Origin of the sequence: Halomonas sp. GFAJ-1, from assembly GCF_000236625.2 — a bacterium.
Classification (GTDB): Bacteria; Pseudomonadota; Gammaproteobacteria; order Pseudomonadales; family Halomonadaceae; genus Vreelandella.
On record NZ_AHBC01000030.1, the window covers coordinates 22,401 to 45,498 of the forward strand.

The 23,098-nt window shown below is 55.7% G+C and carries 20 protein-coding genes; 5 read left to right on the top strand and 15 right to left on the bottom strand.

What is annotated here, in order from left to right:
- Positions 1 to 32 precede the first annotated feature (32 nt).
- The 3 genes from MOY_RS08810 to MOY_RS08820 form a co-directional block, all read right to left on the bottom strand.
- Positions 33 to 668 carry a C40 family peptidase gene (locus tag MOY_RS08810; RefSeq protein ID WP_009098786.1) on the bottom strand — a complete coding sequence of 212 codons (636 nt, stop codon included), beginning with the start codon at positions 666 to 668 and terminating at the stop codon, positions 33 to 35.
- A gap of 107 nt (positions 669 to 775) precedes the next feature.
- Positions 776 to 3,241: a DUF1266 domain-containing protein gene (locus MOY_RS08815; protein WP_009098788.1), complete on the bottom strand. Its 2,466-nt coding sequence runs from the start codon at positions 3,239 to 3,241 to the stop codon at positions 776 to 778.
- Between the two features lie 181 nt (positions 3,242 to 3,422).
- A complete protein-coding gene (locus MOY_RS08820) occupies positions 3,423 to 3,665 on the bottom strand; it encodes a GlsB/YeaQ/YmgE family stress response membrane protein (RefSeq protein ID WP_009098790.1) in 243 nt (80 codons plus the stop codon).
- A gap of 158 nt (positions 3,666 to 3,823) precedes the next feature.
- On the opposite strand from MOY_RS08820, the gene MOY_RS08825 reads away from it, so the two are divergent.
- From MOY_RS08825 to MOY_RS08840, 4 genes are all read left to right on the top strand, one after another.
- Positions 3,824 to 4,693, top strand: coding sequence for a D-hexose-6-phosphate mutarotase (locus MOY_RS08825; RefSeq protein WP_009098791.1), 870 nt, complete (start codon positions 3,824 to 3,826; stop codon positions 4,691 to 4,693).
- Positions 4,694 to 4,780: 87 nt separating this feature from the next.
- Positions 4,781 to 4,972, top strand: coding sequence for a hypothetical protein (locus MOY_RS08830; RefSeq protein WP_009098794.1), 192 nt, complete (start codon positions 4,781 to 4,783; stop codon positions 4,970 to 4,972).
- Between the two features lie 54 nt (positions 4,973 to 5,026).
- Positions 5,027 to 6,415 carry a YcjX family protein gene (locus MOY_RS08835; RefSeq protein WP_009098796.1) on the top strand — a complete coding sequence of 463 codons (1,389 nt, stop codon included), beginning with the start codon at positions 5,027 to 5,029 and terminating at the stop codon, positions 6,413 to 6,415.
- Positions 6,412 to 7,455, top strand: a complete 1,044-nt coding sequence (locus tag MOY_RS08840) for a YcjF family protein (protein ID WP_009098798.1) — start codon at positions 6,412 to 6,414, stop codon at positions 7,453 to 7,455. The genes MOY_RS08835 and MOY_RS08840 overlap by 4 nt, the downstream gene beginning before the upstream one ends.
- Positions 7,456 to 7,524: 69 nt before the next feature.
- On the opposite strand, the gene MOY_RS08845 is transcribed toward MOY_RS08840, so the two are convergent.
- From MOY_RS08845 to MOY_RS08875, 7 genes are all read right to left on the bottom strand, one after another.
- Positions 7,525 to 8,646, bottom strand: a complete 1,122-nt coding sequence (locus MOY_RS08845; protein ID WP_009098801.1) for an ABC transporter ATP-binding protein — start codon at positions 8,644 to 8,646, stop codon at positions 7,525 to 7,527.
- A 161-nt stretch (positions 8,647 to 8,807) separates the two neighbouring features.
- A complete protein-coding gene (locus MOY_RS08850; RefSeq protein ID WP_009098803.1) occupies positions 8,808 to 9,686 on the bottom strand; it encodes a carbohydrate ABC transporter permease in 879 nt (292 codons plus the stop codon).
- Positions 9,679 to 10,593 carry a carbohydrate ABC transporter permease gene (locus tag MOY_RS08855; protein WP_009098805.1) on the bottom strand — a complete coding sequence of 305 codons (915 nt, stop codon included), beginning with the start codon at positions 10,591 to 10,593 and terminating at the stop codon, positions 9,679 to 9,681. The genes MOY_RS08850 and MOY_RS08855 overlap by 8 nt, the downstream gene beginning before the upstream one ends.
- A gap of 83 nt (positions 10,594 to 10,676) precedes the next feature.
- Positions 10,677 to 11,972: an ABC transporter substrate-binding protein gene (locus MOY_RS08860; protein WP_009098807.1), complete on the bottom strand. Its 1,296-nt coding sequence runs from the start codon at positions 11,970 to 11,972 to the stop codon at positions 10,677 to 10,679.
- Positions 11,973 to 12,126: 154 nt separating this feature from the next.
- Positions 12,127 to 13,530, bottom strand: coding sequence for an ATP-binding protein (locus MOY_RS08865; protein ID WP_235803682.1), 1,404 nt, complete (start codon positions 13,528 to 13,530; stop codon positions 12,127 to 12,129).
- A 65-nt stretch (positions 13,531 to 13,595) separates the two neighbouring features.
- A complete protein-coding gene (locus MOY_RS08870; RefSeq protein ID WP_035540485.1) occupies positions 13,596 to 14,321 on the bottom strand; it encodes a response regulator in 726 nt (241 codons plus the stop codon).
- A gap of 120 nt (positions 14,322 to 14,441) precedes the next feature.
- Positions 14,442 to 15,239, bottom strand: coding sequence for a Cof-type HAD-IIB family hydrolase (locus tag MOY_RS08875; RefSeq protein ID WP_009098813.1), 798 nt, complete (start codon positions 15,237 to 15,239; stop codon positions 14,442 to 14,444).
- Between the two features lie 181 nt (positions 15,240 to 15,420).
- On the opposite strand from MOY_RS08875, the gene MOY_RS08880 reads away from it, so the two are divergent.
- Positions 15,421 to 17,361 (top strand): exoribonuclease II, encoded by a 1,941-nt coding sequence (locus MOY_RS08880; protein WP_035540487.1) that lies wholly within the window; start codon positions 15,421 to 15,423, stop codon positions 17,359 to 17,361.
- A gap of 90 nt (positions 17,362 to 17,451) precedes the next feature.
- Here the strand turns inward: MOY_RS08880 and MOY_RS08885 are convergent, their stop codons facing one another.
- From MOY_RS08885 to lpdA, 5 genes are all read right to left on the bottom strand, one after another.
- Positions 17,452 to 18,651 (bottom strand): extracellular catalytic domain type 1 short-chain-length polyhydroxyalkanoate depolymerase, encoded by a 1,200-nt coding sequence (locus MOY_RS08885; RefSeq protein ID WP_009098816.1) that lies wholly within the window; start codon positions 18,649 to 18,651, stop codon positions 17,452 to 17,454.
- 38 nt (positions 18,652 to 18,689) lie between these two features.
- Complete coding sequence (locus MOY_RS08890) at positions 18,690 to 19,106, bottom strand: CopG family transcriptional regulator (protein ID WP_009098818.1); 417 nt, start codon at positions 19,104 to 19,106, stop codon at positions 18,690 to 18,692.
- Positions 19,107 to 19,358: 252 nt separating this feature from the next.
- Positions 19,359 to 20,231: a succinate--CoA ligase subunit alpha gene (gene sucD / locus MOY_RS08895; RefSeq protein ID WP_009098820.1), complete on the bottom strand. Its 873-nt coding sequence runs from the start codon at positions 20,229 to 20,231 to the stop codon at positions 19,359 to 19,361.
- Positions 20,231 to 21,397, bottom strand: coding sequence for an ADP-forming succinate--CoA ligase subunit beta (sucC, locus tag MOY_RS08900; protein WP_009098824.1), 1,167 nt, complete (start codon positions 21,395 to 21,397; stop codon positions 20,231 to 20,233). The genes sucD and sucC overlap by 1 nt, the downstream gene beginning before the upstream one ends.
- Before the next feature lie 150 nt (positions 21,398 to 21,547).
- Positions 21,548 to 22,987 (bottom strand): dihydrolipoyl dehydrogenase, encoded by a 1,440-nt coding sequence (lpdA, locus tag MOY_RS08905; protein WP_009098826.1) that lies wholly within the window; start codon positions 22,985 to 22,987, stop codon positions 21,548 to 21,550.
- Between the last annotated feature and the right edge of the window lie 111 nt (positions 22,988 to 23,098).

The window sequence follows — 23,098 nt, forward strand, 5'->3', positions numbered from 1 at the left end:
CCGAGTATCAAAGCGGTGATGGTGGCAGGCACTTACTGGGTAAAACGACTACCCAGATGGGCAAGGTTAGTCGGCTCTAAAGTACGGCGTGATTGCCAGTAGTAACGCTGCCAGTAGTTGTTATCCAGGCTGGAAATAATCACCCCTTGGGAGGTGGAGGCGTGAAGAAAGTGGCCATCCCCCACGTAAATGCCCACATGATTATAAGCTCCTGGAGGACGGAAGAAGACCAGATCGCCCGCCTGCAGCTCTTGGCGGTCGATCGGGCGTCCCTCATGCACTTGATCCTGGGTAGAACGAGGTAGCTGTAAATTAAACGTGTCGCGGAAAACATTTCTTACCAGGGCGGAGCAGTCGATCCCTCGCTCCGTCGTCCCTCCAATCCGATAAGGCGTACCTGCCCATTGCTGATGCTGCTCTAACAGCGCTTGGCGAATAGCTGTTGGTGGAGGCGTCTGGAGGCTACGCAGATGTGCATCGATAGGGTCAACGGGTGACATTTGGGGAGTGGCTCCCTTCATCCCCGGAAGCGACATCGAGAAATAATCTTCAGGGGCTTCCATGCCTTGGCGTGTAGCTGAGCCAGCGCAGCCAGCTAAAAAAGCAACAACGACACAAGCACTTACAACACGGACAGCGGTCACAGCGGGGTGTGGCAACGCAACCATGCGATTAACCTCATAACAGTGTGGACGGTGAAAGAGAGTGAAATATGACAAAACTCATTTTTTTCGGCCTGAGGACTATAAGCTAATCATCTTAGGTTTGGCGAGCATCAATGTAACGTACGCTGATCTTCGGGCAGGGTATCAATATGCAGCGGCGCGAAATGGCGCGGCTTATTGCCAGGAAAATCGAGGCTCGACCAGGGGCCTGCTAATACCGGCGCACCGCACACCCAGGCCACCATCGCCTGGCGAAATCCTGCTAAAAAACTTTCCCGCTCAGGGGTTTCTCCCATAAAAAACGAAAAACCTGCGTACATGCCCACCGCGTACTCTTGCCAACCGGCGTAATGGTCAGCGGCCAGCTTGTATGCCCGATCCAATATATCTGCAAACGCTTTACGCTCTAGCCAGCCAAGCTGGCGAGCCGCAATGGCGAGGTCTACCAGTTGAGCGATATCCCAGGCAGCCATGTCCACATCATTACAACCATCTTCGTTGCTACGTACACGGCGCAACCGGAGTAGATGATGCCGCTCCTCTTCACCGCAATCACCCGACTCCAAAATAGCGATTTCAGCATTTAACCGTTCGTTGTTGAGCGTATAAGGCGCATAGTTGATCTGGTACTCCTGGCGGTCGCCGGACTCCAACATAAAGGTTAAAAACTCCTGCATGTCACTCGCGCTGCTCAGGTGATAATGGCTTTCCACCCACTCGCGGATATCGGCGCACTCCCGGGGGCTTTCTACCTGAGGCTCGCTCCAGACGGCGCTATTTAGCGGCCCTACCAACGACATAGCGGTGAAGTGACTTAGCGTAGGCCGCTCGCCGGGTTCGCACCAGGCATCGTGGCGCCAATCAAGCCAATGAAACAGGCTGCCAGGGTCATCAAGATGCCATGCAATCTCGTTAATCAGCGAGTCATGCTCAGGCTCGGGCAGGCAACTCTCCCAGGCAAACCATGCATCTAACAAGCGCTTAGGCGTGGCATAAAAACGGCACAGGCAGCTACGCAGGGCGCTGGCGTAGGCCAGTAACGGTGCCTGCTCAAACAGCCCGCTATCCATCGCCATATGCAGATAAAATGCGAACTTCTCCGCCATGTGAATAGTGGCCGCATGGCGGCTCACGCCTTTCACAGCGTTGCGCTGCTGCAACTCATCGGGCGTAGGTTGCCCAAACAAGGTTTGTGAAGGCGGCATCACGCCGTGTACCGCATCCGCTGCCAATTGGTTAAGGTGGTGCGCCTGGGCCGGCAACCAGTAACGTGCCAACGCCTGATGGCCCTCATCTGCATGTAAGCCCAACGAGTCTTGAAGGTACACCGCCGCATCGGCGCGGCGCTGTTCAGCAACAGGTGCCGAAGGATTAAGTTGGCGTAGCATCACATCGGGTTCCCGCACGCTCGCTAACGCTAATAGCCAATGATGCGGCGAATTGCGCCACTGCTTAATACGCGCTCGAGACGCGCTTCGCGTTATATCGTCCAGCAACGTTCCCAATGGATGCTTCCAAGGGCTGTGGGACGCGTGCATCAGCAGCTTGTGGCGAACATTAGGCGTCATGCCACGGCGGTCGACCCCTTCAAACAGGCTTTGGCCACGCATGTACGCTTTTAAAACGGCATACCAGTCGTGGTAGCGACGGCCGATCAAGTCGGCGGCATGGGCAGCCAGCGCATCGGCCTCATCCTGGCTTAACCACTCACAGCAGGCTCCCGCCCAGGCTAATTCCACCACTCGTAGCCAGTCCCAGGCTGCCCACTCTAGCGGCTCACCTTCGCTGACAAACTTATTCAGCACCGGCGCATAGGGGGAGTCTTCAAGCACATTACGCTGCCACTCTAACCGCTGAGCATTATCCATGGTCAGTAGTTCACGAGCTTCAATATCCCAGCGTTGGCGCTCGCCCTGGGCGCTTAACCACAGGATGACCTCTAGCAGCTGTTCGCGGTCGTGAACCTGCCAAATACGCTCTAACCACTCTGGTGCATCGGGCCAGTCGATGGCATTGGCTGGGTAGCTCATCACCGGCCTGAACAGCGCACATAGCCGCCACGGCTGAGCAGCAGGCATTTGCGGCCATAGCGACTTAAGCTCAGGCAAAGTTAACAACGCTTGTTCAAGCGTCTCCCAGGTAATGCCTTCGCCTTCACTCTCCAGGTCAGCTAACGCTTGGCAGGCATCAATAAAACGGTCGTCGGCACCGGTTTCCCAGCCCTTTGCGCCTAGTGCTCGGCGTAAATCACCAAGCCAAGCCCGCAGGTCACTGTACTCAGAGGTAATTCGCCGGGTTACGTGGTGGGCCCAGTTGGTGGCTTCTGCCTGAGTTAGCCACCCCGCTGCGCCCGCCAGCGCTGCCCACTCAAGTGTGCCTAAAAGCCGGTCGGCCTCACCTGGGGGCGCACCCAAGCCGTGGAAAAGCTGGTCGGCCAGATCGCCCCGGTGGGCAATACCTAACTGCAGCAGGCGCTGTTCAGCCGCCACTGCATCCACCGCCAGCGGGTGTGGAGTAAACGCCCAATCACACAGCACCAGCTGTTGGGCCCACCAGGCATTCAGCGCGTCGACCAAAAGACACCTCGAAGAAGCAGAAAGCGATCAATGAAAGCCAAACAAAATGAAGCAGCCCTAATCAGGCTGCTAAAAGTTGCATAGTGTAACGGAAACTTGTGCCAAGACCGATAGCAACGCCACAAAACAACACTGCCCGACACAAAGGCCGGGCAGCGCATATAGGACAGGCTGTGTGGCGCTAAGCGCTTTTGACTTTACTGATGACCCATAGCAAAACGACTGCACCAACGGTCGCCGTCACCAGCGAGCCGATAAAACCACCGGCTTGAAGCCCTAAGAGGCTGAACAGGAAGCCGCCAACCAACGCACCAATAATACCGACACCTATATTACCCAGCACACCGAAACCGCCGCCGCGCATGATATTGCCAGCAATCCAGCCAGCTAAACCACCAATAATCAGCCATGCAATAAAGCCCATAGTGCCTCCTTGATATTCACTTTACTTGGGGTTTTACCCATCTATTCTAGCTGCTTCATCTCGCCAGCTGTTTTACCTACGCATCGCGCTTGTCCTAACATAGCACACAGCGCTACTGTTCGGCGCACCGGATGCTTGCTCTCTATAAAGGAAACCCCATGATCCCCGATTCTCTCAAACAGCTCCTTAACAACGTAGACGGCCAGCAACAGGCCAGCTGGCAAGGGCGTGAGGTAGTGCTGTTCAAGATGGCCTGGGGGGAAATGGTGATCAGCCTTCAGGGTGCGCAGGTCCTGCATTTTCAACCCACAGGCGATGACAACTGGCTATGGGTCACGCCCACTCCACAAGCGCTGCCTGGTGCCATCCGTGGCGGCATCCCACTTTGTTGGCCGTGGTTTGGAGACGAGCGTTATGCCGATGAAAGCCCTGAACGTGATGGCCCCTTTCACGGCCTTGCCCGCCATGCCCAGTGGCGTCTAGAAGCCGTGGATGAGCACGCCGAAGGCATCGAAGTTCACCTCTCACCCGCAAAGCGTCTGCATAGCGTATTGACGGCTCGGGTGGTTATTCAAGCCAACGCCCAACGGCTGAATGTCGAGCTGATTAGCGAAAACGTTGGCGACACGCCGATTAAAACTAGCGGCGCGCTGCATACCTACGTAGCCGTTGCCGATACCCACCAGTGCCATCTGGAAGGGCTAGCGGGCGCGCGCTACTTAGATAAGCTGCGCGATTTTGCTGAAGATGAGCAACAAGGAACACTGGCCGTTCGTGGCGAAGTTGACCGCATTTATCATACCAATGAAGCCGTACTGCTTAACGATGGCAGGCGAAGCCTACGCATTGCCAAACAGTCCAGCGACTCTACCGTCGTATGGCACCCCGACAGCGAGCTACCTAGCGACACCCCCGCCGAGTCAGCTCGCCACTTTCTCTGTGTAGAAGCGGCGAATACCCGCCTAGATCCGGTTTGGCTGGTGCCTGGCGCACAGCACCTGCTAGGTACGACATTAAGCCGCGGCTAATTCGTGTTTTAGCAATCACTTGCACATCAATAACTTGGTAATGTAGCGATACCGATAGATGCCATACAACTCAGACAAGGAGCTTCCATGAATCCTCAAGACCTGCTTGAGGCAGCCACGCTTGTGTTTAACCTAGTGGGCATGGTGGTGTGCTTGGTTGGCCTAACGCTAGCCCAAAAGATGTCACGCAAATGGCCAGGCTATGTGATCGCAGTGATAGGCTTCCAAATTGCAACGATGCCGATGTTCTATCAGTTAGTGCTCATGCTGCGGCACTAGCCGCTATGCTGGGAGCACTCCCCCTAACTTTGTGATGCCTACGAGGCCTGTTTTATGCGCCAGCCGTTAAGCCGCGAATTGAGCAATTTATTAGAGCGGGGACGCGATCGGCAGTTGCGGCTGGCGGTCACGGGACTATCTCAAGCAGGAAAAACTGCGTTCTTAACCTCGTTAGTGAATCAGTTACGCCACGCAGGAGTGGAAGCGCAACTTGATTTATTACCGGTCGCTCGCGAAGGCCGTTTACTGGGTGCGCAGCGGCTGAACCAACCAGACCTCGGTGTGCCACGCTTTCCCTACGACCCTGGCATGGCCGCACTTCGTGATACCCCACCCCGCTGGCCTGAGCCGACCCGCGGCATTAGCGAGCTACGCTTACAGCTACGCTACCGGCCCGCCCAGCAGGGCTGGCTGACGCCAGACATCGCCCACTTAACCCTTGACCTATTTGACTACCCCGGCGAGTGGCTGCTGGATCTCCCCCTGCTACAGCACGACTTTTATAGTTGGTGCCACGCCCAGGCGCAGCTTGAAGGGCCACATAGGAAAGCGCTATTTAGCGAATGGTTAACCGAGATAGAACACCTTGACCCCACCGCTGAAGCCGATGAAGCCCAACTCGCCACGCTTGCAGAAGCCTACGCCCAAGGCCTGCGGCGCGCCAAGCAAGCGGGGTTTTCAGACCTGCAGCCCGGGCGTTTTTTACTACCAGGAGAGCTAGATGGCGCGCCGGTGCTGCAGTTTTTCCCGCTACCCGCGCTTCGCACCCCCAAAGAGACCCTGGAAGCACTGCCTAACACCAGCGTTTACGCCACTTTAGCAACGCGTTTTCGCTACTACCAGCAGCAGGTGGTACGGCCTTTTTACCGCGACCATTTCCGTCGCTTTGACCGCCAAATTGTGCTGGTCGATGTACTTGGCGCGCTTAATGCCGGCCCAGAGCGTTTTGAAGACCTTTCTAGGGCGCTGCGCCAGCTGATGCAGAGCTTTGATTACGGCAAGCGCAGTCTGCTGACGCGTCTGTTTGCGCCCAAAATTGACCGGCTCGCCATTGCCGCCACCAAAGCCGACCACGTCACCCCCGACCAGCACGGCAATGTGGTACTACTACTAGAAGCACTGCTAGCCGAGCCCCTCAAAGACCTACGCTTTGCCGACATTCCGGTGAAGGCATTGTCACTAGCCGCCATACGCGCCACCGATGCCAGGGAAGTACTCCACGAAGGCAAGCGCACGCCCGCGCTAAAAGGCACGACGCTTGAAGGTGAAGAGGTGCTGGTCTACCCAGGCGATGTCCCGAGTCGCCTGCCGAAAGCCGACTTCTGGCAGCAGCAAGGATTTGATTTCCCTAGTTTCCGCCCCATGGCGACCGATGCAGAGGCGCTTTCGCACATTCGTATGGACGCCGCCATCGACTGGCTGATTGGAGATAAACTGAAATGAGTACCCCGCAGCCACGTCGGCACTTCACGCTAGATGAGACACCGAAGCATGCGCCCTCCTCAGAACCCCTACGCCAGCGCGAAACCTTTGCCGCCACCGAGCCTCATCAGCCACTAACCCCCCAAGCAGAGCTAAAAGCGTTGCCCGAGGCAAGCCTAGGCACGCCCCGCAAGCGACGCTGGGGGCTAATGTTTGCGCTGGTGGGCGGTGCCACATTGGGCGCCGTAGAGTTAGCCACAGGCATTCCCGCAGCGCTTTCCCAATCTCAGTGGATGAGCATGGCCTGGCAGCTCTTTGGTATTAGCCTCATTGGCCTAGGCGGTGTCTCCCTGCTTAAAGAGCTTGGTCGCCTGCGCCGCTTGAAGCGCCACGACACGCTACGAGCTGACCTTGCCGAACTGCCACAACGCTCTACCAAACAAGCCCAATCCATGGCAGAGCAGCTGAAGCGCCAACTAAAACTGAGCGATGACGACCCGCATTGGCTGGCGTTCCAACGGGCCTGCCAACCACACCACAGCGGTGAAGAGATACAGACATTACTGCGTTACCACTTGCTGGTGCCCCGCGACCGCGAAGCTCAGCGCCTAATTACCCGTATGTCCGGTGAAACCGCCATTATGGTCGCCATCAGCCCGCTAACCCTGGTGGATATGGCACTGGTGGCCTGGCGAAGCCTCGCCATGGTGGACCGGTTATGCCGCCTGTACGGCCTTGAACTTGGCTACGCCAGTCGCCTGCGGCTATTTCGCAACGTACTACACAACATGGCGTTTGCTGGTGCTAGCGAGCTCGCTACCGATGCCAGCATGGATATGCTCTCGCTGGATTTGGCAGGCAGGCTCTCCGCACGGGCGGGCCAGGGGCTAGCCACCGGGCTGCTCAGTGCCCGTTTAGGGTTACGCGCCCAACGCTTATGCCGCCCCGTGGCCTTTACCCCTGAAGAACAGCCTAAGCTCGCTGACCTCCGCCAAGACCTATGGCGACAAATCAAACGGCTGGATAAAGAAACGGCACCCGCCACTCGCCCTCACAATTAAGCGCATTTTATAAACTGCTACGGCCCCCCACAAAGTAGCGCTGAATGCCTTTGTGGGAGGCCAACCTATTTACGCCAAGCGCTGTTCAGTCTCGGCATCAAACAGCACAGCGCGGGCCATATCGACGCGTAGCGGCAAGCGTTCGCCTGGCGAAATTGCACATTTAGGCCCTACCCTGGCAGTGATTTCCTGCTCACCCAGCGGTAGGCGCAGCAGAATATCGGCACCGGTAGGCTCAACGACGCTTACCTTGGCCTCCATTAACGTCCCTTCCGCCTGCTCACTCAGCCGCACATCCTCTTCGCTGAAGTGTTCTGGCCGCAGCCCAAGAATAATCGGCTTATTCAGCTGTTCCACGAGCCCTGCTGCGTTGCGTTCAGAGGGCCATGGCAGCAGAACATCGTCTTCATCAGGGGTCGCAATACGCAGTGCATAGCCATCGCCCGTCGCTTCCAACGTTGCGCGAATAAAGTTCATCGACGGTGAGCCCATAAAGCCTGCGACGAACATATCAACTGGGTTGTTATACACCTCATCGGGACTGCCAAGCTGTAAGATATGACCATCGCGCATGACGGCAATACAGTCAGCCAGGGTCATTGCTTCAACTTGGTCATGGGTGACGTAAACAATCGTGGTGCCTAAGCGCTGGTGGAGCTTTTTAATCTCGGTGCGCATATCTACCCGTAGTTTTGCGTCCAGGTTTGATAGCGGCTCGTCAAATAGATACACCTTGGGTTCACGGGCCAACGCCCGCCCCATGGCCACCCGCTGGCGCTGGCCACCGGAAAGCTGGGCTGGCTTACGTTCCAGCAGGTGGGAGATTTGCAGCAGGTCGGCCACGCGCTCTACGGCAGCGACACGCTCAGCTTTGGGCACCTTGCGCATTTCCAGGCCAAAGCTGATGTTTTGCCGCACGGTCATGCTGGGATAAAGCGCGTAGGACTGAAACACCATGGCAATATCCCGCTCAGCAGGTGTGCGCCAAGTGACGTCTTCGCCGTCGATATAGATATTGCCGCTAGTCACCGGCTCCAGCCCGGCGATGGCATTCATCAGCGTGGATTTACCACAGCCAGATGGCCCCACCAAAATTAGGAACTCACCGGAGTCAATCGAAATACTGACATCTTTCAGCACCCGCTCGCTGCCGAACTCTTTGCGCACGTTGTGAATTTCTAACGCTGCCATAATGAAAATCCCATTGTAAAGCGACTGACAAACTCCACTTAGTTGGATCGGTCAAAAGCAGCCCGTAGCGGGGATCTTTCGCCATGGATGGGTTCACAGCGCCCCGCCGAGGGCTGCTTCTGACCGTCTAGAAATGGTTGCTGCCATTCACTTAGTTGTTATTAGCCTTTCACGGAGCCTGCCGTCAGCCCGCGCACGAAATACTTTCCGGCCAGCACATACACCACCAGCGTTGGCAGTGCTGCAATCATTGCGGCGGCCATATCGACGTTATACTCACGCACACCGGTGGACGTATTCACCAGATTGTTAAGCGCCACCGTCACCGGCTGGGTGTTATGGGCGGAAAACGCCACGCCGAATAAAAAGTCGTTCCAAATCTGGGTGAACTGCCAAATCACCGACACCACAATAATCGGCGCGGAAACCGGCAATAAAATGCGCCAGAAAATGCGGAAGAACCCCGCGCCATCCAGCTTCGCCGCCGAGACCAGTTCGTTAGGAACACCAACATAGAAGTTGCGGAAAAACAGCGTGGTAAAGGCGATGCCAAAGACCACATGAACCAAAATCAACCCTGCACGGGAGCTTGATAGCCCCAACCAACCCAAGGTTTGTGCCATAGGCAGCAGCACCACCTGAAACGGGATAAAGCAGCCAAACAGCATCAGCGCGAAGACCAACTCAGAGCCTTTAAAGCGCCATTTGGTCAGCGCATAGCCGTTTAGCGCCCCGACCGTGGTGGAGATCAACACCGCAGGAATCACAATCGCAAAAGAGTTCCAAAAATAGCCACCTACCCCTTCACAGCGCATACCGGTACACGCTTCTCCCCAAGCCTTTGCCCAGGGCTCAAAGGTTGGGTTTTGTGGCAGCGACAGGAGCGTCCCCGCGCTGATTTCACTCAACGGCTTGATGGAGGTCATCAGCATGACCACCAGCGGCAGGATATAAAACAGCCCCGCTACAATAAGTACGCCATAAAGCACGACACGCAACAGCCGTGCGGCGGGCGTTTGCCGACGAATCACGTTAGCCATGTTTGCGGCTCCTTAATTCGGAATAAAGATAAGGAATCAGGATGGCTAGCACGCCACCTAGCATTAACATGGCGCTGGCGGAGCCAAGCCCTATTTGGGCACGGTTAAAAGCGTGGGTGTACATAAAGGTGGCCGGTAGGTCGGTGGCGTAGCCAGGCCCGCCTCCGGTTAACGCTACCACTAAGTCAAAGCTCTTAATCGCAATATGGGCCAGAATCATCACCGCGCTGAACACCACTGGGCGCAGGCAAGGCATCACTACTCGCCAGTAGATGCGCGGCAAGCTGGCACCATCTAACTGAGCGGCTTTGACGATACTGTCATCGATACCGCGCAGCCCCGCCAAAAAGAGCGCCATCACAAACCCTGATGCCTGCCAAACCGCGGCAATTACCAGGGTGTAGATGGCCATATCCGGGTTCACGAGCCAGTCAAAGCGGAACGACTCAAACCCCCAGCTTTGCACCATCGCCTGGATGCCCAACTGGGGATTCAGCAGCCACTTCCACACCACGCCGGTGACGATAAACGACAGCGCCATGGGGTAGAGATAAATCGTGCGCAGCGCGCCCTCTTGGCGAATTTTTTGATCCAGCAAAATTGCCAGTAGCGCGCCAATCACCAAACAGATCACAATAAACAGCACGCCAAACACCATCAGGTTGGTAGAGGCTACCCACCAGCGGTCATTGGCCATCAGCCGCGCATACTGGCCAAAACCAACAAAGTCGTAGCTTGGTAGCATGCGTGAGCTGGTTAGAGAAAGCACAAAGGTCCACAGCATAAAGCCGTAAACAAAAAACAGAGACACCGCAACAGAGGGAGCAAGCACCAAACGGGGCAGCCAGGCTTGCAGCCAGCCAGACGCCGTTGGCCTCGCTGCAGTGCGCGTTGTGGATTCACTCATAAGGTAGTTCCTCGCCAGTCAGCCGCTCGCGCCGCCGTTGCAGCGGCGCGAATGTCGTCACTTATACAAAAGCACACGGTGGCTTAAAAAGAGGCGGTTTTGGCCGCATTGACCATGCGTTGGGCGGCCTGCTCAGCAGGCATAGTGGTATCGTTGAAGTAGTTGGTCACAACATCAAAAATCGCTCCCTGAACGTCCGCGCGCACCGCCATCCCGTGAGCCATGCTGGGCACCAGGCCACCCTCATCAGCGGTGCGTTGGAAATCAGCCAGTGACTGCTGGGCACAGCGATCAAACTCACTCATATCCAGGTCGGGGCGGGCAGGAATGGAACCTTTAGCGAGGTTAAAGGCTTCCTGGAAGGTCGGCTCTAACACCAAGCGCGCCAGGGTTTGCTGGGCATCGCGTTCAGCATCGTCGGTAACACGGAACATTGCCAGGCTGTCGATATTAAACGTAAACGCGTTTTCAGTGCCGGGGGCTGCGGCGCACAAATAGTCTTCACCGGCTGTAAGACCTGCGGCAGTGAACTCCCCTTTTGCCCAGTCGCCCATTAGCTGAAAACCTGCAACGCCTTCAATCACCATGGCGGTGGCAATATTCCAATCGCGGCCTGACATACCTTGATCCATCAACTCGCGCAGACGCTTAAAGTCTTCAAGCGCAGCAATCATCTGTTCCCCACCCAGGGCTTCAGGGTCTAGTTCCACCAGCGCTTGCTGATAAAACTCGGTGCCTTGACTACCCAGTACGACACTTTCAAACACCGTGGCGTCTTGCCACGCTTGGCCGCCATGGGCTAGCGGTACAAAACCAGCCTCGCGAATGGCTTCACCTGCGGTAAATAGCTCCTCAAGCGTGGTAGGCATCTCAACGCCTGCCGCTTCTAGCACATCGGGATTGGCCCACAGCCAGTTAACGCGGTGAACGTTGACCGGTACGGCAACATAGTGGCCGTCATGGCGCATGATATCGGCAACCGTCTCGGGCAGTAGGTCGTTCCAGCCTTCGGCGGTGGCGACGTCGTCTAAATCACCTAACAGGCCAAGCTCGCCCCACTCCTGAATTTCAGGGCCCTTGATTTGTGCGGCGGAAGGCGGGTTGCCCGACATTGCACGAGACTTAAGTACCGTCATGGCGGTTTCACCACCGCCACCAGCCACGGCAAAATCCTGCCAGCCATAGCCTTCAGCTTCCATTAACTCTTTGAGAACGTTTGCCGCGCGGGCTTCACCGCCGGATGTCCACCAGTGCAGCACCTCCACTTCGTTGGCCTCGGTGGCACTGGCCGCCATGGTGGTGCCAGCCGCCAGAGCTAACGCGAGTGCGGATTTTTTAAACATGGGCACGTTAAAAATGGGCATATTGATGATCGGCATGAATAGCTCCTGCTGTTGTTATTGTGCTTATGAGATGTCGTTACTGATGATGATCGACTGAACGACTCACAGCAGAGTACGCCACCCAGGCACACAACGGGAGTTACCGAGTCCTGCATAGTCTTGGCCGTTTGTTACTAGTGTTAGTGGTTTATTACAAACCTGTAATACTTGTTTGGCGTGGTAGCGTTAACGTGGCCACTAGCCCCCCTTCTGAATGGTTAGATAAGACAATATCGCCCCCATGGGCGCGGGCAATATGCCTAGCAATGCCAAGCCCTAGGCCGCTTCCACCGGTGTAACGGCTTCGAGAGACTTCCAGGCGCACAAAAGGTGAAAACACCCGGTAAAGCTGCGCATCAGGAATGCCGGGGCCATTATCATGAATGCGCAACGTCACAATCCCCGCCTGCTCTTCCAGCGTGACGGTCGCTTTCTGCCCATAAAAAACCGCGTTTTCCAGCAGGTTTGCCAAGCAGCGTTTTAGCGCCAGTGGCTTAACAGTCAGTGGTAATACGTTTCCACAGAGAGATACTTCTCCACCATGTAAACGCAGCGCTTCGGCAATCTCCAACACCAGCGCGTTAAGATCCGTGGGTTGTGGCTCTTCATGCAGGTCCAGTCCTTTTGCTGAGGCCAGTGCGCCTTTGACCAGCTCACTTAGCTCATCAAGCGAGGCACAAAAACGTTCACGCTGGACGGGGTCATCGAGCATTTCAGCCCGCAGCCGCAACCGTGTAATGGGGGTTTTAAGATCATGGGAAATCGCCGAAAACAGACGCTCGCGCTCATCAATCTGTTCACGAATACGCCGCTGCATCCGGTTAAAGGCCACCGCAGTGGCGGCCACTTCTTTAGGGCCGCTCTCTTTGAGTGGCGGACTATCCAAATCATCGCCCAGCTGGCGTGCCGCTTTTGAAAGCCGCGCCAACGGGCGAGTCACACTGGTAATGCCCAGTAGGGAAAGCGCTAATACGCTGAGCAGCACCAACACGCCAACCAATAAACGCTCTTCAGACAGCCAGCGATAGCCGCTAAAAATATCCGGTACGCCCAGCAGTGTGGCCACGTAAAGCCAGGTGTCAGGCGCCAGCTCCAGTTGCACCACTAAGATAGGTGGAGACAGTGGCTCCATTAACAAACTGTGCTGCCCCCAACGGGGTGGTAAATCATAAAGCAGCACTTCGTTATTGAAGACACGCAAGGTTTCCGGGCGGGAAAACTCCACCACCACATCGTCAATGGAGAGTTGTTGGGTCAAGATAGCGCGTACATTGTCGACCACCACCTCTTTTTCCGGGCCGCTGCCAATATCTTCGACGGGAATACGCCGTTCGTTAACGCTGACGAAGAAGCGCGTGCCCCCCATGCTACGCAGCTGATCCAGTACAATGTGGCGGTAATCTACCGGCAGCGAACGGAAAAACCGCATAGTCGAGGCAATACTGAAAGCCATATTGCTAGAAAGCTCATCTAACTGTTCCAGCTGGCTGGCCCGCACCTGGGAAGTCCATAGCGCATAGCTGGCCGCTTGAGCAGCCAGAACCCCTGCAATCATGATGATAACAAAGCGCCCGCGTAGACTGCTGGGTAACCAGCATGCGAGTTTTCGCTTTACGCCTTTCACGAAGCGGGTTCAACCATGGCGGTCAGCACATAACCAGCCCCACGCACGGTACGAATCAGCTGAGAGTGCTGCGCATCTTCCCCCAACCGCTGGCGCAAGCGGCACACATGTACGTCAATCGAGCGATCCAGCGGTGGTGCTTCACGACCGCGGGTCAATGCGTAGAGATCATCGCGGGTAATGACCGTGGCAGGCCGCTCCAGAAACACCTGTAATAGCTGAAAATCTGCGCCGGAAAGTGCGGTACGAATGCCTTCTTGGTCGATCAGTTCGCGGGTCATGCGGTCAAGTTGCCAGTCGCCAAACCGCACCCAGCGAGCCTCTTGGGCTGTCGCGACAGTTGCTGCAGGACGGGCTCGGCGCAGCACCGCTTTAATCCGCGCCAGCAGCTCGCGAGGATTAAAGGGCTTAGCGATATAGTCGTCAGCGCCTAATTCGAGCCCCAAAACACGGTCAGTATCATCGGCACTGGCGGTAAGCATAACAATCGGTATATCGCTGGTTTTGCGCAGCTCTCGGCAGATGGTAAAACCATCATCTCCCGGCATCATAACGTCAACAATCAACAAGTCTGGCGTTTGCTTGGCCAGTTGCTGATACAGCGAATCCGCCCCGTCGGCGGTCAACATGTGATAACCGTGACGCCCTAAATAGTCTGCCAGTAGTTCGCGAATTTCCAAGTCGTCATCAACGACCATCAAAGTAGCTGGCGTGGTAGTCATGGTAGCAAAGCGCCCCTGGGTTAATATCACTCGTTATTATCGTTGTCGGGGCTAAATGATGGTGGAGTGGCCACCCTATCGCAAGCGGTCATCGACCAAGGTGGCAGCGCGAAGCGTTTGTTACAGCCCAAAGCGCTGTTTCAGCCACTCGGCAACGGCGGCTTCGCCATGGTGGCCGATACGTTCAGCCCCCTTTATACGATCAAATAGCGCCGGGTGGGCATTGGCCATTACCTGAGCCTCCCCTGCCAGGTTAAGCATTTCGGTATCGTTCAGGTTATCGCCAAAGGCCAAACACTCTGCCGGAGTCAGCTTTAACGTTTCCAGCAGCGCCGTTAAGGCCACGCCTTTATTGATGCCACCGGCCATGATTTCCAGAGCATCCGTGGTGGAGTAAGTAATATGTAAACTCTGCCCACATGCTTGATGGGCCTGCGCTTCCAGTTGCGCTAATGAATCTGGGTCGCCCAAATAGAGCACTTTACCAACGCCCTTGGCATCCATCTCTTCCGGCGGTACGACCTCGTAAGTAAAGCCAGTCGACGCATGCAATGACAATAGATGTGGTGCCTCGGCATCGACATGCCAACCGTTTTCACGGTAAAGGCTGAGCCGCACCTGGGGCGGACGCGGCAGCTGAATAAGTGTTTCGGCATGGGCTGGTTCAAGATGCGTCGCGCTCAACAGCGTGCCAGCAGGGTCATGAGTATAAGCCCCGTTGGTGCTGATTAAATGAGCGGGGATGTTCAGTTGATCACGAAATACCCGCATATCGTTGTAATGGCGGCCAGACGCCAACGCGACATGATGCCCCTGTTCCGCTAGCGCGCGCAGCACGTCAATTGTGCTCTGGTGCAGCCGGTGGTCACTGCCTAACAGCGTGCCATCAAGGTCGGAAACAATCAGCCGCGGTGTCATAAGCGCTCCTCGTTAAACAATGGATCAGCAGCCCTGGGTAGACTTCAGCTTAACCGATTCAACGAAGCACGGGTAAGTCATTGACCTGCCGTTGAGGATCCAACTTCCCCACGGAGGGTAATTGGCGCAGCCAGTGGGAATCCGTATAGTGTCAGCCTACTCTCGCCAACTGATTGAGCACATGCTTCAAAACAACTCCCTGCTTGCCCAGCTCAAGCAACAGATTCGTCAAACCACCCCACGCGCCGAAGGGGTGATAAAAGCCACCGATAAAGGGTTTGGATTTCTAGAAACCGACGACGGTGAATCCTATTTCGTACCACCGCCCGCCATGAAGCAAGTGCTTCACGGTGATCGCGTAGAAGCCGTCATCCACGAAAACGGTGACAAGAAGTCCGTTGAGCCGGAAAAGCTGATTGAAGCTGGGCTGGATCGGTTTGTTGCCCGTGTGCAGAAGCGCGAAGGCCGTCTCGCCGTTGTACCCGATCACCCCTCGATTAAAAACGTTCTCAAATCGCGCATTAAGAACAGCCTTGATGAAGCCACCATTGCTGATGGCGACTGGGTTGTGGCGCGACTGGTGCGTCATCCGCTGAAAACCGACGACCGTGCCTTTTTTGCCCAAATTGATGAGCTGGTCGCCAAGAGCGATGACCCCGCCGTGCCGTGGCGCGTTACCCTGGCCCGCCATGCGCTGGAGCAAGAGTGCCCCGATGCTGGCACCGACTGGCCGCTGATCGATGAAGGCCTTACCCGTGAAGACTTAACCGCAACGCCCTTCTTCACTATCGACGGTGAAAAAACCCGCGATATGGATGATGCGCTGCACATCTCCCAACGCGCCGAAGGTGGCTGGCGGTTAAGCGTAGCAATCGCCGACCCCACCGCTTACGTGGAAGAGGGCCATGCGGCGGATTTAGAAGCCCGCACCCGCGCCTTCACCGTTTACCTGCCCGGCCAAAACGTCACCATGTTGCCGGAGCAGTTAGCGGATGATCTTTGCTCACTATGGGAAGGCCAGGAGCGCCCTGCCCTCGCCTGTACGCTGGACATTAACGCCGACGGCAGCCTGGGCGATTACCGCTTCTTCGCGGCGAATGTAAAATCCCATGCCAAACTCGCCTATGATAGCGTTTCCGACTGGATTGAAGGTCAAGGCGAGTGGGCACCAGCCGATGATGTTGCCGAACAGCTTACTGCCCTACGTGAGCTAACCGAAGCGCGTACCGCTTGGCGCAACGAGCACGCACTGGTATTTAAAGACCGCCCCGACTACGTGTTTGATCTCGATCCCGCTGGCAACGTGCTGGCCGTGCGCACCGAAGAGCGCCGCATAGCCAACCGCATGATCGAAGAGTCAATGATTGTCGCCAATGCCTGCTGTGCGGACTTCCTGGCACAACATATCGGCCACGGCATCTTCAATGTGCATCGCGCGTTTGAGCCGGAAAAAGCCGAGGCCGCTCAGGAGTTCCTGGCAGGCCAAGAGATTGTGGTTGAGCGCGAAGCGCTAACCGAGCTTGCCCGCTACACCGAGCTTAAGCGCGCCCTGGAAAGCCGCGATGACGCTTGGCTAGATGCACGCCTACGCCGCTTCCAAGGGTTTACCAGCATGTCGGCCCAGCCTGGCCCGCATTTCGGCTTAGGGTTGGCTGCCTACGCTACTTGGACATCACCCATCCGTAAGTATGGCGATATGGTCAACCACCGCTTGATCAAGCGCGTGCTAAAAGGGGAACAGGCCCCCGCCGAGGCCACCCAGCAGCTCACCGAGCAGCTCACTGAACGCCGACGCCTGAACCGTATGGCCGAGCGCGACGTGAAAGATTGGCTCTACGTGCGTTACCTAACGCCTGCCGCACAGAACCAGGACACCTTTGAGGCCGAGATCATGGCCATCAACCGTGGCGGCATGCGCGTTCGCCTGTTGGAAAATGGCGCAACAGCGTTTGTACCTGCGCCTTTAATGCACAGCGACCGCAGCAAAGTGGTGATTGACGATAAAGAGGGCCGTATCCAGATCGAAGGCGAAGAGCGCTACAAGCTTGGCGACCCGCTTCGCGTGGTGCTCACTGAGGCCCGTGAAGAGACACGCTCGCTGGTGGCAAAACCTGCTGTTTGAGCCTGTCCTTCTAAGTCATGCTTGATGTAACCAACAACGGCACCCTAAGGTGCCGTTGTTGGTTCTGTGCGGTATCAAGCATCAAGTCTGCTAGTGTTGAAAGAAGAATCTCAGCATTTCTTTGGTGGCATCTGGCCCCTTTGGATCGGTATAGCTCCCCTGGGCACTGCCTCCCGCCCAAGCGTGTCCCGCCCCTTTTATCCGCCACTGCTCCAAGCGGGGTTTGCCTGCCGCATCGTGGTACGTAGTACGCGTGTAGGCATGACCTTTGGCCTCCTGTCCTTGCTCCACCGTCGCCCCTGTTTGACGCGATACGCTGAACTGAGCAGCAATACGGTCGGCGTTACTGGGGTGTACGGTTGTATCCCGATCACCATGAAAAATAATCGCAGGTACGTCAGATAACCAACGGGCTCCTTTGGCTTTATTACCGCCACCAAGTGGCCCAGTGCCACCTTGCATAGCGCCAAGAGCATCAGGAAGGCTTTGAGCAGCGCCGTGAGGAAGCCCAGAGTGTACGCCCACCGCTGCAAACAGATCCGGATACGTCATAGCCAACGTTGTCGCCATGGCTGCGCCTGCCGAGAGCCCTGCCACATACACGCGGCTTTCATCGAGCCCATGAGTATCGATGATTTGCCGCGTCATGCCCGCCAGAATCGCTGGCTCACCGCCTTCGCGCTGCTGATCTTCAGCTTTGAACCAGTTCCAGCATTTAGAGCTATTGGCACTCATCGGCTGAGCCGGATAGAGCACGCAACACAGCTGCTCTTCAGCCAGCCGGTTCATATCGGTGCCTGAAGCAAAGTCATCAGGGTTCTGCGTACAGCCATGAAGCATGACCACCAGCGGCAACGCTTGGCCATGGTAGCCACTGGGTATATACAGTTTGTAATCACGCGTACCCACAGGGTTAGAAAAACGCCCGGCAGTGAACGCGCCCGGCTTTGGCTCCTCGGTGGCGTGCTCGGGCTGTGCTAAGTTCCCTCGAAACGTCATCCACTTTTCCCGCCATTCAGCTGGCATCTTAATATCGCTTGCCGAGAAGACTCCAGCTATCGGCTCAGCAGACTCTGGCTCTGGCCCTGGCTTCGATATCGTCACGTCTTCGTCGATGACCTGGCAGGTTCCGTCAAAAATACTCCCGCCCTGGTAAGGGCTATCCGGCGTTTCTTCACCTTTCATTTCAGGCATTGCGCCCTGAAGGAGAGTCATGGCTTCGTTCAACTTACCCGCGCGGGTGAGTCGTGTTGCTTCTTCCATTCGCTTCGTCATGGTGGCGCTAATCATGATCAATGCCCCTATTCACCTAAGCGGTGGTTAATGATTCAGTGGATTCGATCTGCCAAAGCGGCCTTCACCGCTTTACTGGCATGCAGGGCGCCTAGTACCACCACGGATTCAATAGTAGCAAGAGCAAGCTCCGGCGTTACGTCATCAGCAATGCAGGCCATACCCAAAACCTGAATCTGCAATTTCTCACCTGCTGACTGCAGCGCTTCAAGATCCGAGCGGCTGTAGTTTTCAAGTCCCAATACGAACGCCTTGCGGGTTACGGTTTCCTTCACCACCTCGGCATGAGTCGCCAATTGATTACGAATGGCCGTGCGAATTAGATCGGTACGGTTGGAGTAAAACCCCTCCTGAACCAGTAGATCGATTTGCCCTAAATCGACGACCCCCAAATTAATGGTGATCTTCTCGCTGGCGTCGCCGGTCTTACGGCGAAGTTCATGAACGCTCATGGGTGATCCTCGTTGCGCCCAGCATTGGGCTTGATAGCCAAAAAAACATCCAAATAGATTCCATATACCATCTATATGGATGTTATATTAGATCAAAGCACGTAATAGTCAAGGTGCGAGCAACTGGAAAACGGGTCTAAGCGTGCTTGAAAGGAGAAGCTGCCCAGGAGATGGGAAAGACATTGCGGAATGAAGCGCAAAAAAAAGAGCACCCGAAGGTGCTCTTTTTAACTTGCTTGGTAAAGCGAGTGCTTACCAGCCAGTCACTTCTTTCAGCGCGTCGCCGATTTGTGCCAAAGAACGCACGGTTTTAACACCAGCGTCTTCAAGAGCAGCAAACTTCTCGTCGGCTGTACCTTTGCCGCCCGAGATGATCGCGCCCGCGTGGCCCATACGCTTGCCAGGAGGTGCAGTTACACCGGCAATGTAGGAAACCACAGGCTTGGAAACGTTGGCTTTGATGTAGGCAGCTGCTTCTTCTTCAGCGGTACCACCGATCTCACCAATCATCACGATCGCTTCGGTTTTCGGGTCTTTCTCAAACATCTCAAGGATGTCGATGAAATTAGAACCCGGAATCGGGTCGCCGCCGATGCCCACACAGGTAGACTGACCGAAACCGTGATCAGTCGTCTGCTTAACGGCTTCGTAGGTCAGGGTGCCTGAACGAGACACGATACCGACTTTGCCCGGCTGGTGAATGTGACCCGGCATAATGCCGATTTTACATTCGCCTGGGGTGATAACACCGGGGCAGTTCGGGCCGATCAGGCGTACGCCCAGCTCGTCGCATTTTACTTTTGCTTCAAGCATATCCAGCGTGGCGATACCTTCGGTGATGCACACGATTAGCTTGATGCCCGAATTAGCGGCTTCAAGAATCGAGTCTTTACAGAACGGTGCCGGAACGTAAATCACGCTAGCCTCTGCACCGGTTTTCTCAACCGCTTCTTTCACGGTGTTGAAAACAGGCAGGCCCAGGTGCGTTTGACCACCTTTGCCCGGCGTAACGCCACCGACCATCTGCGTGCCGTAGGCAATCGCCTGCTCGGAGTGGAACGTGCCCTGGCCACCGGTGAAACCTTGGCAGATGACCTTGGTGTTCTTATCGATCAGGATGCTCATTACTTGCCCTCCGCCGCTTTAACGACCTGCTGAGCCGCGTCGGTCAGACTGGTAGCAGCGATGATGTTCAGACCGCTAGACGCTAATTTTTCAGTGCCCAGCTCGGCGTTGTTACCTTCCAGACGTACCACAACCGGTACGTTAACACCGACTTGTTCAACGGCACCGATGATGCCTTCAGCAATCATGTCGCAGCGAACGATACCGCCGAAGATGTTAACCAGAACGGCTTTAACGTTGTCGTCAGACAGGATGATCTTGAACGCTTCTGCTACGCGCTCTTTGGTCGCGCCGCCGCCTACGTCCAGGAAGTTAGCGGGCTTGCCGCCACTCAAGTTGACGATGTCCATGGTACCCATGGCCAGGCCAGCACCGTTAACCATGCAGCCGATGTTGCCATCAAGTGCTACGTAGTTAAGCTCCCACTTCGCTGCATCGGCTTCACGAGAGTCTTCCTGGGAAGGATCGCGCATCGCTTGCAGGTCTGGGTGGCGGTACAGCGCATTGCTGTCGAGGCCCAGTTTGGCGTCGAGGCAGTGCAGATTGCCTTCGTCGGTCACAACCAGCGGGTTGATTTCCAGCAGGGCCAAGTCTTTTTCATGGAATAGCTTGGACAGACCCAGGAAAATCTTAGTGAACTGCTTAATCTGGTCGCCTTTTAGGCCCAGCGCAAACGCTAACTCGCGCGCCTGGTAGGGCTGTGCGCCAACCAGCGGATCAATCTCTGCTTTAAGAATCTTTTCCGGCGTCTCTTCAGCAACCGTCTCGATTTCTACACCACCTTCGGTAGAGGCCATAAAGACCACACGGCGGGTAGTACGGTCTACCACTGCGCCAAGGTAGAGCTCATCGGCGATGTCAGTGCAGGTCTCAACCAAAATCTTGGCAACTGGCTGACCTTTTTCGTCAGTTTGGAACGTTACCAGATTTTTACCCAGCCACTGCTCGGCAAACGCTTTCGCTTCAGCTGGATCTTTAATCAGCTTAACGCCGCCCGCTTTACCACGGCCACCAGCGTGAACTTGGGCTTTAACAACCCACATGTCGCCGCCGATTTTTTTACACGCTTCTTCCGCTTCTTCGGGGGTGTCCACGGCAAAGCCTTTGGACACTGGCAGACCATAATCAGCAAACAGCTGTTTGCCTTGATACTCGTGAAGGTTCATCGATTCATGCCATTGGTTGCATGTGACTCGAACGATGACTAGTTGCTTTGAAAGAACTGGTCATCCCCGTTCTTTTGATCCTTGTGTTTCATTACAAGGCCAAAAGTGTGGCGCCACCTAGTAGGTGGCGCTTCGTTATTACTTACTGGATTATTTACGCTTCTTGCGGTTAGCCATATGAATCGCATGGCCTTCTACCGCAAGCGCTGCTTCGTGCACCGCTTCCGACATAGTCGGGTGCGCATAGCAGGTTAAGGCCAGGTCTTCAGCACTAGAGCCAAATTCCATGGCAATCACGCCTTGGGCAATCATTTCACCCGCGTGCTGGCCAACGATGTGCATGCCAAGGATACGGTCAGTTTCCGCATCAGCGATGATCTTGGCGCTGCCTTCGGTGGCATTGTTAGCCATTGCACGACCGCTTGCCGCAAAGGGGAAGCTGCCCGTTTTTACTTCGATGCCTTTGGCTTTGGCATCTTGCTCAGTCATACCCACCCACGCCACTTCCGGGAAGGTGTAAATCACATTCGGGATCGTGTCGTAGTTCATCTCGGCTTTGTGGCCTGCGATGATGTCGGCGACCATAATGCCTTCTTCAGATGCCTTGTGTGCCAGCATGGGACCACGCACACAGTCACCAATGGCGTAAACGCCGGGCACATTCGTGCGGCACTGGTCGTCAACGAAGATGAAGCCGCGCTCGTCAAGCTCGACGCTAACACCGTCAGCAATCACGCCTTTGGTGTATGGGCGGCGGCCAACGCAAACGATCAGCTTGTCGAACGTCATTTCCTGTTCGCCGTTGCCGTCGGTGTATTTGACGATAACTTCTTCACCATTAACTTCCGAACCGGTCACACGGGCGCCCAGTTTAATGTCCATGCCCTGCTTTTTAAGCAGTTTTTGGGTCTCTTTGGCGATCGCCGTATCAACCATCGGCAGGAAGGCGTCCATCGCTTCCAGAACGGTCACTTCAGAACCTAAACGGTTCCAAACGCTGCCAAGCTCCAGGCCAATAACGCCAGCGCCGATAACGCCAAGACGCTTCGGCGTTTCTTGGAATTCCAGCGCGCCGGTGGAGTCAACAATTAGGCCTTCGGTTAGCGGCGTCGGCGGAATTTCAACCGGCACAGAGCCTGCTGCAATGACGATATTATCGGCGTCATAGGTAGTAGCGTTGCCATCTAAGCCTGTTACTTCGACTTGCTTACCGGAAACCACTTTACCGGTACCTTCAATAGCGGTAACGCCGTTAGCCTTAAACAAACCAGAGATGCCGCCGGTCAAGTTCTTAACGATCTTGTCCTTGCGAGCCATCATCTTTTCGACGTCCATGGTGACGTCGCCTGCCTGGATACCCATATCGTCGAAGTCGTGCTTGGCTTCGACGAACTTGTGTGAGGCTTCAAGCAATGCTTTAGACGGGATACAGCCTACATTCAAGCAAGTACCGCCGTGGACGACATTGCCTTCTTTACCGATCCATTTCTCAACGCAGGCGGTTTTGAGGCCCAGTTGCGCAGCGCGAATAGCGGCAACATAACCACCAGGGCCTGCACCAATAACGATCACGTCAAACTTGTCAGCCATGTTGGCTCCTTTAGCATGGTTGCCTCTGCCCGATTGGTTTAAACCGGGCTAGAGGCAGTGTGCGATTGCATAAGAACGTTAGTTAAAAACAGAGCACATTGACGCGCTTTG

Excerpts from the sequence above, each read along its gene's own strand:
- MOY_RS08810 (WP_009098786.1), bottom strand. The coding sequence starts at position 668 with ATGGTTGCGTTGCCACACCCCGCTGTGACCGCTGTCCGTGTTGTAAGT.
- MOY_RS08820 (WP_009098790.1), bottom strand. The coding sequence starts at position 3,665 with ATGGGCTTTATTGCATGGCTGATTATTGGTGGTTTAGCTGGCTGGATT.
- MOY_RS08825 (WP_009098791.1), top strand. The coding sequence starts at position 3,824 with ATGATCCCCGATTCTCTCAAACAGCTCCTTAACAACGTAGACGGCCAG.
- MOY_RS08830 (WP_009098794.1), top strand. The coding sequence starts at position 4,781 with ATGAATCCTCAAGACCTGCTTGAGGCAGCCACGCTTGTGTTTAACCTA.
- MOY_RS08835 (WP_009098796.1), top strand. The coding sequence starts at position 5,027 with ATGCGCCAGCCGTTAAGCCGCGAATTGAGCAATTTATTAGAGCGGGGA.
- MOY_RS08840 (WP_009098798.1), top strand. The coding sequence starts at position 6,412 with ATGAGTACCCCGCAGCCACGTCGGCACTTCACGCTAGATGAGACACCG.
- MOY_RS08845 (WP_009098801.1), bottom strand. The coding sequence starts at position 8,646 with ATGGCAGCGTTAGAAATTCACAACGTGCGCAAAGAGTTCGGCAGCGAG.
- MOY_RS08850 (WP_009098803.1), bottom strand. The coding sequence starts at position 9,686 with ATGGCTAACGTGATTCGTCGGCAAACGCCCGCCGCACGGCTGTTGCGT.
- MOY_RS08855 (WP_009098805.1), bottom strand. The coding sequence starts at position 10,593 with ATGAGTGAATCCACAACGCGCACTGCAGCGAGGCCAACGGCGTCTGGC.
- MOY_RS08860 (WP_009098807.1), bottom strand. The coding sequence starts at position 11,972 with ATGCCGATCATCAATATGCCCATTTTTAACGTGCCCATGTTTAAAAAA.
- MOY_RS08865 (WP_235803682.1), bottom strand. The coding sequence starts at position 13,530 with ATGATTGCAGGGGTTCTGGCTGCTCAAGCGGCCAGCTATGCGCTATGG.
- MOY_RS08870 (WP_035540485.1), bottom strand. The coding sequence starts at position 14,321 with ATGACTACCACGCCAGCTACTTTGATGGTCGTTGATGACGACTTGGAA.
- MOY_RS08875 (WP_009098813.1), bottom strand. The coding sequence starts at position 15,239 with ATGACACCGCGGCTGATTGTTTCCGACCTTGATGGCACGCTGTTAGGC.
- MOY_RS08880 (WP_035540487.1), top strand. The coding sequence starts at position 15,421 with ATGCTTCAAAACAACTCCCTGCTTGCCCAGCTCAAGCAACAGATTCGT.
- MOY_RS08885 (WP_009098816.1), bottom strand. The coding sequence starts at position 18,651 with ATGATTAGCGCCACCATGACGAAGCGAATGGAAGAAGCAACACGACTC.
- MOY_RS08890 (WP_009098818.1), bottom strand. The coding sequence starts at position 19,106 with ATGAGCGTTCATGAACTTCGCCGTAAGACCGGCGACGCCAGCGAGAAG.
- sucD (WP_009098820.1), bottom strand. The coding sequence starts at position 20,231 with ATGAGCATCCTGATCGATAAGAACACCAAGGTCATCTGCCAAGGTTTC.
- sucC (WP_009098824.1), bottom strand. The coding sequence starts at position 21,397 with ATGAACCTTCACGAGTATCAAGGCAAACAGCTGTTTGCTGATTATGGT.
- lpdA (WP_009098826.1), bottom strand. The coding sequence starts at position 22,987 with ATGGCTGACAAGTTTGACGTGATCGTTATTGGTGCAGGCCCTGGTGGT.